Annotated in this window: 15 protein-coding genes; 8 read left to right on the forward strand and 7 right to left on the reverse strand. The window is 71.8% G+C overall.

Translation table 11 applies throughout. The annotated features are described in order from the left end of the window. Positions 1-15 precede the first annotated feature (15 nt). Both A5643_RS00200 and glgB read left to right on the forward strand, forming a co-directional pair. Entirely contained in the window at positions 16-2055 is a 2040-nt protein-coding gene (locus A5643_RS00200; protein WP_066851007.1) for a maltotransferase domain-containing protein, read from the forward strand. A gap of 8 nt (positions 2056-2063) precedes the next feature. Then, positions 2064-4271 (forward strand): 1,4-alpha-glucan branching protein GlgB, encoded by a 2208-nt coding sequence (glgB, locus tag A5643_RS00205; protein WP_066851008.1) that lies wholly within the window; start codon positions 2064-2066, stop codon positions 4269-4271. A 10-nt stretch (positions 4272-4281) separates the two neighbouring features. Here glgB and A5643_RS00210 read toward each other — a convergent pair whose 3' ends face one another. Further along, positions 4282-5172, reverse strand: a complete 891-nt coding sequence (locus A5643_RS00210; RefSeq protein WP_082948619.1) for a tetratricopeptide repeat protein — start codon at positions 5170-5172, stop codon at positions 4282-4284. Between the two features lie 155 nt (positions 5173-5327). Then, entirely contained in the window at positions 5328-6509 is a 1182-nt protein-coding gene (locus tag A5643_RS00215; protein ID WP_066851010.1) for an acetyl-CoA C-acetyltransferase, read from the reverse strand. An 80-nt stretch (positions 6510-6589) separates the two neighbouring features. On the opposite strand from A5643_RS00215, the gene mce reads away from it, so the two are divergent. After that, entirely contained in the window at positions 6590-7057 is a 468-nt protein-coding gene (gene mce / locus A5643_RS00220) for a methylmalonyl-CoA epimerase (RefSeq protein WP_066851011.1), read from the forward strand. A gap of 51 nt (positions 7058-7108) precedes the next feature. Here the strand turns inward: mce and A5643_RS00225 are convergent, their stop codons facing one another. Together A5643_RS00225 and nucS are read right to left on the reverse strand one after the other, a co-directional pair. Then, positions 7109-7384: an Rv1322 family protein gene (locus A5643_RS00225; RefSeq protein ID WP_066851012.1), complete on the reverse strand. Its 276-nt coding sequence runs from the start codon at positions 7382-7384 to the stop codon at positions 7109-7111. Between the two features lie 26 nt (positions 7385-7410). Next, the gene (nucS, locus tag A5643_RS00230) at positions 7411-8082 is read right to left on the reverse strand and encodes an endonuclease NucS (RefSeq protein WP_066851022.1); all 672 of its coding nucleotides are present in this window, start codon (positions 8080-8082) and stop codon (positions 7411-7413) included. 49 nt (positions 8083-8131) lie between these two features. Between nucS and A5643_RS00235 the strand changes: the two genes are divergently transcribed. After that, complete coding sequence (locus A5643_RS00235) at positions 8132-9739, forward strand: adenylate/guanylate cyclase domain-containing protein (protein ID WP_066851013.1); 1608 nt, start codon at positions 8132-8134, stop codon at positions 9737-9739. Positions 9740-9875: 136 nt separating this feature from the next. Further along, entirely contained in the window at positions 9876-10688 is an 813-nt protein-coding gene (locus tag A5643_RS00240; RefSeq protein ID WP_066851014.1) for a hypothetical protein, read from the forward strand. A 15-nt stretch (positions 10689-10703) separates the two neighbouring features. Here A5643_RS00240 and glsA read toward each other — a convergent pair whose 3' ends face one another. Further along, complete coding sequence (gene glsA / locus A5643_RS00245; RefSeq protein WP_066851015.1) at positions 10704-12002, reverse strand: glutaminase A; 1299 nt, start codon at positions 12000-12002, stop codon at positions 10704-10706. A gap of 95 nt (positions 12003-12097) precedes the next feature. Here glsA and A5643_RS00250 point away from each other — a divergent pair, with 95 nt between their 5' ends. The 3 genes from A5643_RS00250 to A5643_RS17925 are packed head-to-tail and all read left to right on the forward strand — an operon-like array spanning position 12098 to position 14270. Next, positions 12098-13588, forward strand: coding sequence for a DNA-3-methyladenine glycosylase 2 family protein (locus A5643_RS00250; protein WP_066851023.1), 1491 nt, complete (start codon positions 12098-12100; stop codon positions 13586-13588). Next, positions 13585-14076 (forward strand): methylated-DNA--[protein]-cysteine S-methyltransferase, encoded by a 492-nt coding sequence (locus tag A5643_RS00255; RefSeq protein WP_066851016.1) that lies wholly within the window; start codon positions 13585-13587, stop codon positions 14074-14076. The genes A5643_RS00250 and A5643_RS00255 overlap by 4 nt, the downstream gene beginning before the upstream one ends. A 32-nt stretch (positions 14077-14108) precedes the next feature. Next, positions 14109-14270 carry a hypothetical protein gene (locus A5643_RS17925; protein ID WP_197497604.1) on the forward strand — a complete coding sequence of 54 codons (162 nt, stop codon included), beginning with the start codon at positions 14109-14111 and terminating at the stop codon, positions 14268-14270. Here the strand turns inward: A5643_RS17925 and A5643_RS00260 are convergent. Continuing rightward, the gene (locus A5643_RS00260) at positions 14267-15244 is read right to left on the reverse strand and encodes an SDR family NAD(P)-dependent oxidoreductase (protein WP_066851017.1); all 978 of its coding nucleotides are present in this window, start codon (positions 15242-15244) and stop codon (positions 14267-14269) included. The genes A5643_RS17925 and A5643_RS00260 overlap by 4 nt on opposite strands. A 29-nt stretch (positions 15245-15273) precedes the next feature. Next, entirely contained in the window at positions 15274-16956 is a 1683-nt protein-coding gene (locus A5643_RS00265; RefSeq protein ID WP_066851018.1) for a GMC oxidoreductase, read from the reverse strand. Positions 16957-17150 lie beyond the last annotated feature (194 nt).

Genomic DNA, 17150 nt, shown 5'->3' on the forward strand with positions numbered 1-17150 from the left:
GGACGGAGGACGCCGGTGGCCGGTCGAGTCGAGATCGACGACGTGCGGCCGATCGTCTCCTGCGGCCGCTACCCCGCCAAGGCGGTGACCGGCGAGGTGGTGCCGGTGCGGGCCAGCGTCTGGGCCGACGGCCACGCCACCGTCGCCGCCACCCTGGTGGTGCGCTACCCCGGGCAGCGCTACCCGCGCCCGGGCGCCGATCCCACCCGGTCGACCGCCGAGAGCGAACAGTGCCTGCCGATGACCCCGGGCGACGAACCGTTCGTCCAGCACGGCGAATTCCGGCCCGACCGCACCGGGCTGTGGTCGTTCCGGGTGGAGGGCTGGCGCGACCCGATCGCCACCTGGCGTCACGACGTGACCGCCAAACTGGACGCCGGGCAGGGCGAAACCGATCTGGCCAACGACCTGTGGGCCGGGGCGGAGCTGTTCGAGCGGGCCGCGGCCGCGGTGCCGCGCCGGCTGCGCGCCGCGTTGAGCGCGGCCGCCGAGGCGCTGCGCTCGCCCGGCGAGCCGGCCGCGCGCGCCGCGCCGGCGCTGAGCGAGGCCGTCGCCGACCTGCTGCACCGTCACCCGCTGCGCGAACTGGTCACCGCCGGACCCGAACTGAGCGTGTGGGTGGACCGGCCGCTGGCCGGCTTCGGCGCCTGGTACGAGATGTTTCCGCGCTCCACCGGCGGCTGGGACGCCGACGGCGTGCCGGTGCACGGCACCTTCGCCACCGCCGCGGCCGCCCTGCCGCGGATCGCCGCGATGGGCTTCGACATCGTCTACCTGCCGCCGATCCACCCGATCGGCAAGGTGAACCGCAAGGGCCCCAACAACTCCCGCACCGCCCGGCCCGGCGACGTCGGCTCGCCGTGGGCGATCGGCAGCGACGAGGGCGGCCACGACGCGGTCCACCCCGACCTGGGCACCCTCGCCGACTTCGACGCGTTCGTCGCCGCCGCGACCGAGCTGGACCTGCAGGTGGCGCTGGACCTGGCGTTGCAGTGCGCCCCGGACCACCCGTGGGTCGGTGCGCACCGCGAGTGGTTCACCGAACAGCCCGACGGCACCATCGCCTACGCGGAGAACCCGCCGAAGAAGTACCAGGACATCTATCCGCTGAACTTCGACCGGGATCCGGCCGGACTGTTCGCCGAGGTGCTGCGGGTGGTGCGGCACTGGATCGGCCACGGCGTGCGCATCTTCCGGGTCGACAACCCGCACACCAAACCGCCGGACTTCTGGGCGGCGCTGATCGCGGAGGTCAAAGCCACCGACCCCGACGTGCTGTTCCTCTCCGAGGCGTTCACCCCGCCGGCGCGCCAGTACGGGCTGGCCAAACTCGGGTTCACCCAGTCCTACAGCTACTTCACCTGGCGTACCGGCAAGAGCGAGCTCATCGAGTTCGCCGCGGAGATCGCCCGGTTCGCCGACTTCCGGCGGCCGAACCTGTTCGTCAACACCCCCGACATCCTGCACGCCAGCCTGCAGCACGGCGGGCCGGGGATGTTCGCGATCCGCGCCGTGCTGGCCGCCACCCTCGGCCCGGCGTGGGGGGTCTACTCCGGCTTCGAGCTGTTCGAGGACCGCGCCGTGGCCGAGGGCAGCGAGGAGTACCTGGACTCGGAGAAATACCAGCTGCGTCCCCGCGACTTCGCCGCCGCCCGCGAGGCGGGCCGCTCACTCGAGCCGTTTTTGGCCCGGCTCAACGAGATCCGGCGCAACCACCCGGCGTTGCAGCAGCTGCGCACGATCGCCTTCCACCACATCGACAACGACGCCCTGCTGGCCTACAGCAAGTTCGACCCGGCCACCGGCGACACCGTGCTGGTGGTGGTGACGCTGAACCCGTTCGGACCCGAGCAGGGCACGCTGTGGCTGGACATGGGCGCGCTGGGCCGCGCCTCCGACGAGCAGTTCTGGGTGCACGAGGAGGTCACCGGCGAGGACTACTACTGGGGCGCGGCCAACTACGTGCGGCTGGATCCCGGGCACGCGGTGGCTCACATCGTGCGGATGCCGTCGGTGCCCGAGCCGGCCCGATCACGACTGGCCCGACGGAGCTGAGGCGCACGATGACCACAACCTCCGCACTGACCCCCGACCCGCGCGAGCTGGCGCGCCTGCTCGACGGTGTGCACCACGACCCGCACGCGGTGCTCGGCGCCCACGAAATCGGTGGGCAGACCGTGATCCGGGTGCTGCGCCCGCACGCCGAGCGCGTCGCCGTGCTCGTCGGCGGTGACCGCTTCGAGCTGGCGCACCTGGACTCCGGGCTGTTCGCCGTCGCACTGCCGTTCACCGGGCTGCTGGACTACCGGCTGGTCGTGCGCTATCCGGGCGACACCGCCGAGTCCGCCCCGGTCGCCGACGCCTACCGGTTCCTGCCCACGCTCGGCGAGATCGACCTGCACCTGTTCAACGAGGGCCGCCACGAACGGCTCTGGGAGGTGCTCGGCGCGCACCCGCGCTCCTACACCACCGCCGACGGCACCGTCGACGGGGTGGCGTTCGCGGTGTGGGCGCCCAACGCCCGCGGGGTGAGCCTGATCGGCGACTTCGACGGCTGGTCGGGACGGCTGGCGCCGCTGCGGGCGCTGGGCTCCTCCGGGGTGTGGGAGCTGTTCTGGCCGGGCTTCCCCGCCGACGGGCTCTACAAGTTCCGGGTGCACGGCGCCGACGGCAGCGTCGTCGACCGGGCCGACCCGTTCGCGTTCGCCACCGAGGTCCCGCCGCAGACCGCCTCCCGGGTCACCGCCAGCAGTTACCGCTGGCGCGACGAGGAGTGGATGGCCCGGCGCGCCCGCACCGACCCGGTCACCGCCGCGATGAGCGTCTACGAGGTCCACCTGGGCTCGTGGCGGCCGGGCCTGGACTACCGGCAGTTGGCCCGCGAACTCACCGACTACGTGGTGGCCCACGGCTTCACCCATGTGGAGTTGCTGCCGGTCGCCGAGCACCCGTTCGGCGGCTCGTGGGGATACCAGGTGACCTCCTACTACGCGCCCACCGCCCGGTTCGGCAGCCCCGACGAGTTCCGCGCGCTGGTCGACGCGCTGCACCGCGCCGGCATCGGGGTGCTGGTGGACTGGGTGCCCGCGCACTTCCCCAAGGACGCCTGGGCGCTGGGCCGGTTCGACGGCACCGCGCTGTACGAGCACGCCGACCCCCGTCGCGGGGAACAACTCGACTGGGGCACTTACGTTTTCGACTTCGGCCGGCCGGAGGTGCGTAACTTCCTGGTCGCCAACGCGCTGTACTGGTTACAGGAGTTCCACGTCGACGGGCTGCGGGTGGACGCGGTGGCCTCCATGCTGTACCTGGACTACTCCCGCCCGGCCGGGGGCTGGACGCCCAACATCCACGGCGGCCGGGAGAACCTCGAGGCGGTGCAGTTCCTGCAGGAGATGAACGCCACCGTGCACAAGCTGGTGCCCGGGGCGGTGACCATCGCCGAGGAGTCGACGTCCTGGCCGGGGGTGACCCGCACCACCGACCTGGGCGGGCTGGGCTTCTCGATGAAATGGAACATGGGCTGGATGCACGACACCCTGGACTATCTGGGCCACGACCCGGTGCACCGCAGCTACCACCACCACGAGATGACGTTCTCGATGCTCTACGCCTACAGCGAGAACTTCGTGCTGCCGATCAGCCACGACGAGGTGGTGCACGGCAAGGGCACGCTGTGGAGCCGGATGCCCGGCGACGACCACGCCAAGGCCGCCGGGGTGCGCACCCTGCTGGCCTACCAGTGGTCGCATCCCGGCAAGCAGCTGCTGTTCATGGGCCAGGAGTTCGGCCAGCGCGCCGAATGGTCCGAGCAGCGCGGCGTGGACTGGTTCCAGCTCGACGCCGACCGGGAGCCCGACGGCTACTCCGCGGGGATCCTGCGCCTGGTCGACGATCTCAACGCCGGCTATCGCGCCCGCCCCGCGCTGTGGAGCCGGGACACCGACCCGGCCGGCTACTCCTGGATCGACGCCAACGACTCCGCCAACAACGTGCTCAGTTTCCTGCGCTACGGCGCCGACGGGTCGGTGCTGGCCTGCGTGTTCAACTTCGCCGGCACCGAGCACAGCTCCTACCGGCTGGGCCTGCCGCACCCCGGCTGCTGGCGCGAGGTGCTCAACACCGATGCCGTCGACTATCGCGGCGGCGGGATCGGCAACCTGGGGGCGGTGCGGGCCGAGGAGACCCCGTGGCACGGCCGGCCCGCCTCGGCGGTGATGGTGCTGCCCCCGCTGTCGGCGCTGTGGCTGGAGCCGGCGCCGACGCGCTGAGCCGGCTGGGTCAGTACAGCGCGTTGGCCAGGTTGCGCCGCGCGCTGATCACCACCGGATCGGCCGGGTCGAACAGCTCGAACAGCTCGACCAGCCGGGCGCGCACGCTGGCCCGGTCGTCCCCGGCGGTGCGGCGCACCAGCGCGATCAGCCGGTCGAAGGCGCCGGCGGCGTCCTGATGGAGCAGTTGGACGTCAGCGGCGGCCAGCGCCGCCTCGATGTCGTCGGGGGCGGCGTCGGCGACGACGACCGCGTCGGGGGCCCGCCCGCTGGCGCGCTGCACGAACGCGATCTGGCGCACCGCGCCCTTGGCCTCGTCGTGGGCCGGGTTCTCGTCCAGGATGGCTTGGTAGGCCTGCCGGGCGGCGTCGAAGTCGCCGGCGTCGAGGTGCTCGCGGGCGCGCGCCACCGCCGGATCCACCGGCGGCTCCTCGGCCGCGGGCTCGCCGGGCACCCCGTCGAGCTTGCCGGCGACCGCCTGCAGCAACGAATCCAGCCAGCCGCGCAGCTCCTCGGCCGGCTGGACGCCCTGGAACCCGGTGAGCGGCTGCCCGGCGCCGATCGCCAGGACGGTCGGCACTGCCTCCGCCCCGAAGCTCTGGGCCAGCCGCGGCTCGGCGTCGACGTTGACCGACGCCAGCGCCCACCGGCCCGCGGCGGACTCGGCCAGCGCGGCCAGGGTCTGGCCCAACTCGACGCAGGCCGCGCTGCGCGGCGACCACAGCAGCACCACCACCGGGACCTGGTTGGACCGGGCCAGCACCTCCTGCTGGAAGTTGGCCTCGGTGATCTCGGTGCCGACGCCGGCGGGGGCCTCGCCGGACTGCGGACGCTGCTTGAGGGCGGACAGGTCGACCGCCCCGGCCATCGCGGGGGAAATCGGAGGTTGCGGACGGGTCACGGCTTCAAGTCTGACACATCGGCGCGACCGCGCTCGGGGGCCGCCGGACCGGCCGTGGAACACCCCGCCCGCCGGATTATGAGCAACATCACAACACCGGTTTGCGGGCCCGGTCAGCAAACTCGGCCGGCCGGGCGCCGCGGTGCGGGACCGGGTCAGCCGGCCCGCAGGATCAGCGCGTCGCCCTGCCCGCCGGCACCGCAGAGCGCGGCCACCGCGTAGTCCCCGCCGCGCCGCTTGAGCTCCAGGGCGGCGTGCAGGGTGATGCGGGCGCCGGACATGCCGATCGGGTGGCCGATCGCGATCGCGCCGCCGCTGCGGTTGACGATCTCGGGGTCCACGCCGAGCTCGCGGGTGGAGGCCAGCGCGACCGCGGCGAACGCCTCGTTGATCTCGACCACGTCGAGCCGGTCGACGCCGATGCCCTCCCGCGCGAGCGCCTTGTTGATCGCGTTGGCCGGCTGGGACTGCAGGGTGGAGTCCGGGCCGGCCACCACGCCGTGCGCGCCGATCTCGGCCAGCCACTCCAGCCCGAGTTCTTCGGCCTTCGCCTTGCTCATCACCACCACCGCGGCCGCGCCGTCGGAGATCTGTGAGGAGGACCCGGCGGTGATGGTGCCGTCCTTGCGGAACGCCGGCTTCAGCCCGGCCAGCGACTCGGCGGTGGTGTTGGCCCGGATCCCCTCGTCCTCGGTGAACTCCACCGGATCGCCCTTGCGCTGCGGGATCTGGACGGGCACGACCTCGTCGGCGAAGACGCCGTCCTTCCACGCCGCCGCGGCCTTCTGGTGCGAGCCGGCGGCGAACTCGTCCTGCTCGGCGCGGGTGAACTGATCGACGTCGTTGCGCTGCTCGGTCAGACCGCCCATCGGCTGGTCGGTGAACACGTCGTGCAGCCCGTCGTAGGCCAGGTGGTCGCGCACCGTCACGTCGCCGTACTTGTAGCCGGCCCGGCTGCCGATCAGCAGGTGCGGAGCCTGCGACATGGACTCCTGGCCGCCGGCCACCACCACGTCGAACTCCCCGGCCCGGATCAGCTGGTCGGCCAGCGCGATGGAGTCGATCCCCGACAGGCACATCTTGTTGATGGTCAGCGCGGGCACGTCCCAGCCGATGCCCGCGGCCACCGCCGCCTGCCGGGCCGGCATCTGCCCGGCGCCGGCGGTGAGCACCTGGCCCATGATCACGTACTCGACCAGCGCGGCCGGCACCTTGGCCTTCTCCAGCGCGCCGGCGATCGCGAGCGCGCCCAGGTCGGAGCCGGAGAAACCGGCCAGCGAACCCATCAGCCGACCGACCGGCGTGCGTGCGCCAGCAACGATCACCGACGTCGTCATAGCTACCTCCAGGGAATGGATCGGGGTGAAACCGTGGGGTTCCCGCGGCACGGTCATCCCCGCCAGGTTACCGTTATGTTATGACCACCGAACAGGTTGATGCCCGCCCGGTCCTCGCCAGCGCGCTGGTGACCGCCATCGACCACGTCGGCATCGCGGTGCCCGACCTGGAGGCCGCCAAGAAGTGGTACCACGACCACCTCGGCATGATCGTGCTGCACGAGGAGGTCAACGACGAGCAGGGCATCGTCGAGGCGATGCTCGCGGTGCGCGGCGCCCCGGTCGGCAGTGTGCAGATCCAGCTGATGGCGCCCATCGACGACTCCTCGACGATCGCGAAGTTCCTGGACAAGCGCGGCCCCGGCCTGCAGCAGCTGGCCTACCGGGTCAGCGACATCGACACGCTCAGCGAACGGCTCGACGAGCAGGGTGTGCGGTTGCTCTACGACGCCCCGCGCCGCGGCACCGCGAACTCGCGGATCAACTTCATCCACCCCAAGGACGCCGGCGGGGTGCTGGTCGAGCTGGTCGAACCCGCCGGGCACTGAACCCGCCCGGCACTGGACCCGCCCGGCACTTAAGCCGACCGGGACGGCCGGCTAGGACCACCGCCGGGTCGGGCCGCGGTTGGCGCGGTTGGCCCAGCACGGCGTGTGCCAGTGCCGCCGGTCATCCAAACCGCTCTCCCCCGCATCGCTGGGCCAGGCCACCACGTGCGCGGTGCCGGAGCGGATCTCGTGGTCGCAGCCCGGGCAGCGGTAGGTTTTGACCGCCCGCGCCGCGGGCACCGGCCGCACCCGGTAGGGACGCCCGTCGGGTCCGGTCTCCTCCGGCGCCGGAAGCGGCGGCGGCCGGCGGGGACGTCGACGGGGCATCCCGCCAGTCTAAGAGGTGGTCGGCTTCAGAACAGTCGGTATTCGTTGCTGTCCATGCCGCGCATGGTGTCGTAATCCAGTGTCAGGCAACGGATGCCGCGATCCTCGGCCAGGGTGCGGGCCTGCGGTTTGATCTGCTGGGCGGCGAACACACCGCGCACCGGGGCGAGCAGGCTGTCCCGGTTGAGCAGCTCCAGATACCGGGTCAGCTGCTCGACTCCGTCGATCTCCCCGCGGCGCTTGACCTCCACGGCCACCGAACCGCCCTGCGGGTCGCGGCAGAGCAGGTCCACCGGCCCGATCGCGGTCATATACTCCCGGCGCACCAGCGTGTAGCCCTCCCCGAGCAACCCGACGTGCTCGGCGAGCAGCTCCTGCAGATGCGCCTCGACACCGTCTTTGACCAGGCCCGGGTCCACACCGAGGTGATGCTCCGAGTCGTGCTCGATCTCCTCGATGGTGATCCGCAGCTGCTCGCCGGCCTTGTTCTCCACCACCCAGACCGTCGCGTCGTCGACGGTCTCCTCGGTCAGCCGGCACGGCGGGCTCATCCAGTTCAGCGGCTTGTAGGCCCGGTCGTCGGCGTGGATGCTCACCGAGCCGTCGGCCTTGATCAGCAGCAGCCGCCGCGCGGACGGCAGGTGCGAGGTGAGCCGGCCCAGATAGTCGACGGTGCACGAGGCGATCACGAGGCGCACCCGGTCCACCCTAGGGGGGCCGCGGCGCCGACCCATAGGCTGGTCCACGATGAGCGGTAATTCACGCATGGCGCAGCGCCTGGGCCGACTGCTGGAGAAGCTCACCCGGCAGAGCAGCCGGGTCTCCAACACCCCGGAGTTCGGCTCCTGGCTGCTCGGCAACGTCACCGAGAGCCAGACCCGCCGCCGGGTGCGCATCCAGGGCATCCTGACCGTGTTCATCGTCGCCGCGAACCTGCTGGGGATCGGCGTGGCGCTGCTGCTGGTCGGCTTCGTCTTCCCGGTGCCCAGCGTGTTCGCCGACGCGCCGAAGTGGCTGACGTTCGCGGTGGCGCCGGCCTACGTCGGCTTCGCGCTGGTCTCCGGCACCTTCTGGATCACCTGGCGCACCGTCCAGCGGCTGCGCTGGGCGATCGAGGAACGCGTGCCCGACCGCGCCGACCAGCACGACATCGCCGCGGCGCCGTGGCGGGTGGCGCGCAGCGCCCTGGCGTTGTGGCTGCTGGGCACGGCGCTGCTGACGACGCTCTACGGCTGGGTCAACACCCTGTTCATCCCGCAGGTGCTGTTCTCGATCCTGTTCAGCGGCGTGGTGGTGGCCACCGCCTGCTACCTGCTCACCGAGTTCGCGCTGCGCCCGGTGGCCGCCGAGGCGCTGGCGGCCGGCCCGCCGCGCGGCCGCTTCGCCACCCGCATCATGGACCGCACCATGATGGTGTGGCTGCTGGGCTCGGGGGTGCCGGTGGTGGGCACGGCGCTGACGGCCTGGTTCGTGCTGCTGTTGCACAACCTGAACAAGACCCAGTTCGCCTGGGCGGTCATCCTGCTCTCCGGGATCGCGCTGGTGATCGGCTCGGTGCTGATGTGGATCCTGGCGTGGCTGACCGCGACCCCGGTGCGGGCGGTGAGCACCGCGATGCGCCGGGTCGAGCAGGGCGACCTGGACGCCACCGTCGTGGTGTTCGACGGCACCGAACTGGGGGAACTGCAGCGCGGGTTCAACGCCATGGTCAGCGGCCTGCGGGAGCGCGAACGGCTGCGTGACCTGTTCGGCAGGCATGTGGGCCGGGAGGTGGCCGCGGCCGCGGCCCGCGCCGAACTGCCCGAACTCGGCGGTGAAGAGCGCCACATCGCGGTGGTGTTCGTCGACATCATCGGGTCGACCGAGCTGATCACCAGCCGTCCGGCCACCGAGGTGGTCACGCTGCTCAACCGGTTCTTCAGTGTGGTCGTCGACGAGGTGGACCGGCACCACGGTCTGGTGAACAAATTCGAGGGCGACGCCACCCTGGCCGTCTTCGGGGCGCCGGTCGCCCTCGACCGGCCTGAGGAGAACGCGCTGGCCGCCGCCCGCGCCATCCTGCACCGGCTGCGCGCCGAGGTGCCGGCCTGCCAGGCCGGGATCGGGGTGGCTTCCGGCCAGGCGGTGGCCGGCAACATCGGTGCGCGGGAACGCTTCGAGTACACCGTGATCGGCGAGCCGGTCAACGAGGCGGCCCGGCTGTGCGAGCTGGCCAAGACGGTGCCGTGCCGGCTGCTGGCGAGCGCGTCGACGGTGGCCGCCGCCGGCCAGCGGGAGCAGGCGCACTGGTCGGCCGGTGACACGGTGACGCTGCGCGGCTACGACGCGCCGATCCAGCTCGCCACGCCCTGTTAGCGCTGCCCGGTCAGCCAGGCCTCGGCCGCGGTCAGCGCCTCGCCCAGCGATCGGTAGGTGGCCGCTCGCAGCGGTCAATCCGTGCGCAGCACGTTACGGTGATCGCGCATCGATCGCCGACAGGACGGATGGGGCCGTGCGATATTCGCTACAGCCGGTCAGCTCAGAGCAGGCCGCGGCGGCCAGGGCGGCCGCGGTCAAGCCGGCCGCTGCGGCGTCCACCGTTGCGTTCCTCACACTGATCGTGGCCGCGGTGGCTGTGGTGGCGCTGTGGAACGTGGCCAACGACGGTAAGCCGATGATCGGGTCGGGCTGGTTGGTGCTGCTGGTCATCGCCGTCGCCGTGAGCGGATTGGCTGGCTGGGCCAGCGGCATCCTGGGAAAGCGGGTGAACTACCGGATCACGAAGCGGTTCGGGGCGCTGGGTCAGTTGGTGGCGGCGCCGGTGGGGTTGCTCTGCGGCTTTGCGGTGTTGGCCGGGTTCGGCGCATTCTTGGCACCGGCGATGGAGGCGTTGCCGGGTAAGGACATGATCGCGTTCGCGGTGCTGGGCGTCAGTATGGCCGTCTTCATCACGCCGATCGTTTTCGTGATGGTCAAGTCCATCCTCTTCGAGGGCAACGACAACCATGTCGGTGGAGTCAAGTGGGACAGCATCGCCGGGATCATCTACACCGCCGGCCGCGAACCCGGCACTCTCGAGATCGGTCTGCGGGTGCGCCCGGGCGTCGAGCCGGAATCGATTCTCGGCAAACCGGCCACCCCGCACCCGGTCCGGCCCGGTCAGGTGCTGACCGATCTGCCGTTCCGGTTCGTGGTGCCCCAGCGCCGGTTCCACCTCGATGGGATGAAGTGGCTGCTGAACCAATCCGGCCGAACCGATATCGCGCTGATCGAACGCACGCCCACCGGTGAGCGGCTGATCGGGTACGCCAACTCCTGGCGGTAGACACGCCCTGCTGAGCTACTCGTCGGCGGCGACCCGCCGGGTGGCCAGCCAGCTGTGCGCCGCGGCGACCGCCTCCTCGACGGTGTCGTAGACCGCGGCGCGGTGCGCGGAGTCCCGCGCCAGGACCACGCCGTCCGGGTCGACGAGGAACCCGTGTTTGCCCACCGTCTGCAGGGTCGCGGCCAGCCCGGCCAGCAGGGTGCGGGCCGCGTCGTTGATGTCGTCGACGCGGGAGACGTCGAAGATCGCCGCGGTGTACTCCTCGTGCTGGCGCTGGGCGGTGCGCGTCACCTGCTCGGCGCCGGCGAACAGCAGGTCACCGTGCACCTCGTAGACCCGCACGCCGTCGCCGACGTCGGAGACCGACCGCAGCGTCGAGCGCGACTCGCGGGTGACGTTGAGGAAGTGCAGGCCCAGCTGCGCCGAGAGGCTGCGGCACACCCGCACCCCGCGCACGCTGTTGCCCTTCGGGCCCAGCCGCGGCGAGTACACCCCGATGCCCAACTGGCCGGGCAGCACCGCCACGATGCCGCCGCCCACGCCGCTCTTGGCGGGCATGCCGACCGCACTGACCCAGTCTCCCGCCGCGTCGTACATCCCGCAGGTCAGCATGACGCTGAGCGTGCGGCGCACCACCGCCGGATCGATCACCCGCCGCCCGGTCAGCGGGTTGAGCCCGGTGCGCGCCAGGGTGGCGCCCATTCGGGCCAGGTCGGTGCTGGTGACCTTCAGCGCGCACTGCCGGTAGTAGACGTCGAGCACCTCGTCGGGGTCGCCGTCGAGCACCCCGAAGCTGTCCAGCATGTAGGCGATGGCCCGGTTGCGGCTGCCCGCGGTGCGCTCGGACTGATACACCGCCTCGTCGACCTCCAGCGGGCGGCCGGCGCAGGCGGAGAAGAAATCCCGGATCAGCGCGAAGCGCGCGTCGGGGGTGGCGGCCGGGATCAGCGAGATCGCGGTGATCGCCCCGGCGTTGATCATCGGGTTCTTCGGCGCCTTGGTCTCGTCGTCGACGCTGATCTCGTTGAACGCCTCCCCGGAGGGCTCCACCCCGATGCGGGCGTCCACCGCGGGCGCGCCGATCTTCTGCAGCGCCAGCGCATAGGTGAACGGTTTGGAGACCGACTGGATGGTGAACTCGGTGTCGGCGTCGCCGCAGCGGTAGACGTAGCCGTCCGAGGAGGACAGCGCCAGCCCGAAACCGGTCGGGTCGACCGCGGCGAGCTCGGGGATGTAGTCGGCCAGCGCGCCGTCGGTGAGCGACTCGTGTTCGGCCAGAATCCGGTCGAGGTAGGTCTGCACCAGATCGGTCACGGTCGGGAAGCTTATCCGGCCGCGACCGCCCGCCGCGGACTGTGATGTCGGATTCCCGCTAGTGCCGGGGCGGCGGCCGTGCCAGTGTGGAGGACGTGCACGACGACTTCGACCGCTGCTACCGGGCGGTGCGGTCCCGCGACACCCGGTTCGACGGCTGGTTCGTCACCGCGGTGCGCACCACCGGCGTGTACTGCCGGCCCAGCTGCCCGGCGCCGTCGCCCCGGGCGGACAACGTCGGCTTCTACCCCACCGCCGCCGCCGCGCAGCGCGCCGGGTTCCGGCCCTGCAAGCGCTGCCGGCCCGACGCCGCGCCGGGCTCGCCGCAGTGGAACTCGCGCGGCGACGTCGTGGCCCGCGCGATGCGGCTCATCGCCGACGGCACCGTGGAGCGCGACGGCGTCGACGGGCTGGCCGCCCGGCTCGGCTACACCCCACGTCATCTGCAGCGGCTGTTGCGCAGCGAGGTGGGGGCCGGTCCGCTCGGGTTGGCCCGCGCCCAGCGCACCCAGACCGCCCGGGTGTTGATCGAGACCACCGAGTTGCCGTTGGCCGACGTCGCCTTCGCCGCCGGGTTCGCCAGCATCCGTCAGTTCAACGACACGGTGCGCGAGGTCTGCCGGGCGACCCCGTCGGCGCTGCGCGCGTCGGCGCGGCGGTCCGGCCGGGCCCCGGTGGCCGCGGCCACCGAGACTTTGGCGATCCGGCTGGCGGTGCGCGCGCCGTTCGCCTATACCGGGGTGTTCGGGCACCTGGCCGCCGCCGCGGTACCCGGCTGCGAGGAGGTCCGCGACGGCTGGTTCCGCCGCAGCCTGCGGCTGCCGCACGGTGCCGGGACCGTGGCCCTGCGACCGGCCGCCGACCACGTCGCCTGCCGGTTGCGGGTCGCGGATTTCCGCGACGTCGCCACCGCGATCGCGCGCTGCCGGCGGCTGCTGGACCTCGACGCCGACCCGCAGGCCGTGGTCGGCGATCTCGGCCGGGACCCGCAGCTGGCCGCGTTGGTCGGCGCCGCACCCGGCCAGCGCATCCCGCGCACCGTCGACGAGGCCGAGCTGGCGATCCGGGTGGTGCTGGGCCAGCAGGTGTCGATGAAAGCCGCCCGCACCCACACCGCCCGGTTGGTCGCCGACTACGGCCGGCGCCTCGACGACCCGGACGGCGCGCTCACCCACACCTTTCCCGCCGTCGACGAGCTGGCCGGCATCGACCCGGACCGGCTGGCGCTGCCCGGCGCGCGCCGGCACACCGTGCGGGCGCTGATCGCCGCCCTCGCCGACGGCAGCGTGGTGCTCGACGCCGGCTGCGACTGGCAGCGGGCCCGCCTGCGGCTGCTGGAGCTGCCCGGCATCGGCCCGTGGTCCGCGGAGATCATCGCGATGCGCGGCCTGGGCGATCCGGACGCCTTCCCGGCCACCGACCTGGGGGTCCGGGTCGCGGCGCGCAAACTCGGATTACCCGACGCCCCCCGCGCGTTGACCCAACGCAGCATGGCGTGGCGGCCCTGGCGCTCCTACGCCACCCAGCACCTGTGGACCGCATTGGACCACTCCGTCAACCAATGGCCCCCTGAGGAGGTCGCGTGATCCGTTACCGCACGATCGACAGCCCGATCGGTCCGCTCACCCTGGCCGGCACCGGTGACACACTGCAGCACCTGCGCATGGTCGACCAGACCCACGAACCCGACCGCGCGGCCTGGGTGCGTGCCGACGACGCGTTCGGCGCCGTCGTCGAGCAGCTCACCGCCTACTTCGCCGGTGAGCTCACCACCTTCGATGTGCAGATCGGCTTGGCGGGCACCGAGTTTCAGCGGCGGGTCTGGGCGGCGTTGCAGGCCATCCCGTACGGCCGGACGGTCACCTACGGTCAGATCGCCGCGCAGATCGGCGCGCCGGCCGCCTCGCGGGCCGTCGGGTTGGCCAACGGCCACAACCCGATCTCGATCATCGTGCCGTGTCACCGGGTGGTCGGGGCCAACGGCGCGCTGACCGGCTACGGCGGCGGCCTCGAACGGAAACGGTTCCTGCTGGAGCTGGAGCGCGAACGTGAGCAGGAGGCGCTGTTCGGCTGAACCGGACCCGCTCAGCTGGCACGATGGGAGCCGTGACCACCACCGTCATCGTCGTGATCCTGGTGCTGGTCGCCGTCGGCATCATCAGCGACCAGCTGTTCCGGTTGCGTGACTGGCTCAAACGAACCCAGCCGCCGCCCGGTGAGGAGCCGGGCGCCGAGGGTGGTCCCGAGCACCGGCCGCCGGTGGATTAGCCCTCCAGCGACGCGACCGTGTCGGCGATCGTGGTCGCGGCGTCGCGGTAGGCGATGTGCAGCTCCCGTTCGCTCGGGGTGTCGTCGGAGGCCGGCATCTGGGTGTAGTACTGCATGCCGGCCGCGGTGAACGGGGTGCGCACCGGCAGGAACTCCTCGGCGCGGTCCATGACCGTGCCCAGGGTGCGCAGCGCGATGTCGGGGATCGGCAGGGTGAACATCGCGATCCCGGCCGCATCGCCGAGCATGGTGGCCAGCTCGGCGGCGGGCACCCGCTGGCCGCCGGCCATGTAGCGGCGCGGCCCACGCCCCGGCTCGAGCAGCGCGGCGTGCAGCGCGGCCAGGTCGCGGGCGTCGACGATCAGCCAGGCGGCCCCACGGCCGGGGATCACCCGCATCTGCAGCGCCGCCCGCACCCCCTCGCCGGCCTCTCCGTACTGGTCGCCGACCGGCGGGCCCAGCACCATGCCCGGGTAGGTGATGTTGACCGGCGCGCCGGCGTCCTGCAGCCCGCGCGCGTAGATCTCCACCTGGGCCTTGGACTGGCCGTAGCCGTCGCTGCCGCCGACGACCGGCAGGTCCGCGGAGAGGGTGTTCAGATCGGGGCGGAACAGGGCGGTGAAGCTGGAGACGTGCACGATCGGGTCGAGTCCCAGCTCGACGGCCTGACCGAGCACGTTCTGCGCGCCACCCATGTTGGTCTGCAACATGTGCGCGGTCTCCCGCGGGTCGGTGGCCACCAACGCGGCGCTGTGCACCAGGGCGTCGCAACCCGCCATCGCCGCGCGCACCGCCGCGCGGTCGGTGATGTCGGCGACGGCGTAGTCGGAGACATCCACGCCGAGCCGGGCGACCGTGGTCTCCAGCTTGGCCGGCGTGCGCACCAGAAATCGCACGTCATGGCCGGCGTCGGCGATGGCTTTGGCGGTCCAGCCGCCCACGAATCCGGTTCCACCGGTCAGCAATACCCGCATAGTTGTCGATTGTGCCTCAGTCGGCGCGCTCAGGCGGGAGTCAGTGGCAGTCGCAGCGCCCCGGGTGCGCTCGCCGGCACGGTCGGACGGCGGGGCTGCACCGGGGTGATGCGGCGGTAGGGCGCGCCGAGTGCCGGGCGCGGGTCGGGGTCGCCGTTGTTGGGCCAGAACGCCATCGCCCGCTCGGCCTGCGCGGTGATCGTGAACGACGGGTTGACCCCGAGGTTGGCGGTGATCGCCGAGCCGTCGGCGACGTGCAGGCCGGGATGGCCGTAGACCCGCTGGTAGGGGTCGATGACCCCGGTGTCCGGGGAGTCGCCGATCGGGCAGCCGCCGATGAAGTGGGCGGTCAGCGGGATGTTGAGCGCATCGAGGTAGGTGCCGCCGGCGTACCCGTCGACCTTCTCCGCCATCCGCCGGGCGATGTCGTGCGCGATCGGTATCCAGTCTGGGTTCGGTTCTCCGACACCCTGTTTGGTGGTCATCCGCCGGCCGAGCAAGCCCCGTTTGAGGTAGGTGGTCAGCGAGTTGTCCAGCGACTGCATCACCAGGATGATGATCGAATGCTCCGAGGCGCGGCGCGGGAACAGGCTGCGGAAGAATAGCCACGGATGCGCCGCGATGGCCCACAGCAGCCGGGCGAACCGCCACGGCCCGCCGTCGACGAGGTGGGTGCCCATCATCGACAGCAGGTTGGAGCCCTTGCCGTAGCGGCACACCTCCACGTGGGTGTTGGCCTCGGGGTGGATCGAGGAGGTGATCGCCACGCCTTGGGCGAAGTCGTCGCGATCGGGGGCGAGCACCACCGGCACCTCCTCGGAGTTGGTGCGGGTCAATTCCCCCAACCGGGCGGACAGGTGCGGCAGCGAGCCGCTGTCGCGCAGTTTGTGCAGCAGGCGCTGGGTGCCCAGCGAGGCCGCGGCGAAGACCACCTGGCGGGCGGTGAAGTCCCGTCGGCGTTTGGCGAACCACCGGCCGGTGCGCACCGTGGAAACCAGGTAGCCCTCGCCGTCCGGTCGCGGCCGCACGTCGGTCACCATGGTCAGCGGATGGATCTGGGCGCCGGCGTGCTCGGCCAGGTACAGGTAGTTGGTCTCGGTGGTGTTCTTGGCGTTGTGCGGGCAGCCGGTGAAGCACTGTGCGCAGCCGATGCACCCGGCGCGGGCCGGGCCGGCGCCGCCGAAGAACGGGTCGTCGACGGTCTTGCCGGGCTCGTCGCCGAAGAACACCCCCACGTCGGTCGGGTGATAGGTGTCCTCGACCCCCAGGTCGCGGGCCACCGCCAGCAGGATCTCGTCGGCCGGGGTGGTGTGCGGGGTGGGGGTCACCCCCAGCATGCGGTGGGCCTGGTCGTAGTAGGGCGCGAGTTCGCTGCGCCAGTCGGTGATGTGCGCCCACTGCGGATCGGTGTAGAACTTCTCCAGCGGCCGGTAGAGGGTGTTGCCGTAGATCAGCGATCCGCCGCCGACGCCGACCGCGCTGGCGATGAACGTCTTGCCCAGCACGGTGAGCCGCTGCGGCCCGAAGCACCCCAGCTTCGGCGCCCACATCGCTTTGCGCACATGCCAATTGTTGGGCGGGAAGTCACTGGGCAGCCAACGCTTGCCCATGTCGAGCACCCCGACGCGGTAGCCCTTCTCGGTGAGCCGTAGCGCGGCGACGCTGCCGCCGAAGCCCGAGCCGATCACCAGCACGTCGTAGTCGTAGTCCATCCGCCAAGGCTAGAGCCGATGGCGCCGCGCCACTGCGATATCGCATCGTGGCGGTGCTGGCGCCCGTGGCGACGAAAAGCGAAATGCCCCCCGATTTCTCGGGGGGCATTTCGTCAATGTGTGTTCGGCGGTGTCCTACTTTTCCACCCGGGTTGGGTAGTATCATCGGCGCTGGCAGGCTTAGCTTCCGGGTT

The organism is Mycobacterium sp. 1274756.6 (genome assembly GCF_001668625.1).
Taxonomy (GTDB): Bacteria; Actinomycetota; Actinomycetes; order Mycobacteriales; family Mycobacteriaceae; genus Mycobacterium.

Coding starts and splice junctions, on each gene's coding strand:
- glgB (WP_066851008.1), top strand. CDS start 2,064: ATGACCACAACCTCCGCACTGACCCCCGACCCGCGCGAGCTGGCGCGC.
- A5643_RS00215 (WP_066851010.1), bottom strand. CDS start 6,509: ATGACGACGTCGGTGATCGTTGCTGGCGCACGCACGCCGGTCGGTCGG.
- mce (WP_066851011.1), top strand. CDS start 6,590: ATGACCACCGAACAGGTTGATGCCCGCCCGGTCCTCGCCAGCGCGCTG.
- A5643_RS00225 (WP_066851012.1), bottom strand. CDS start 7,384: ATGCCCCGTCGACGTCCCCGCCGGCCGCCGCCGCTTCCGGCGCCGGAG.
- A5643_RS00235 (WP_066851013.1), top strand. CDS start 8,132: ATGAGCGGTAATTCACGCATGGCGCAGCGCCTGGGCCGACTGCTGGAG.
- A5643_RS00260 (WP_066851017.1), bottom strand. CDS start 15,244: ATGCGGGTATTGCTGACCGGTGGAACCGGATTCGTGGGCGGCTGGACC.
- A5643_RS00265 (WP_066851018.1), bottom strand. CDS start 16,956: ATGGACTACGACTACGACGTGCTGGTGATCGGCTCGGGCTTCGGCGGC.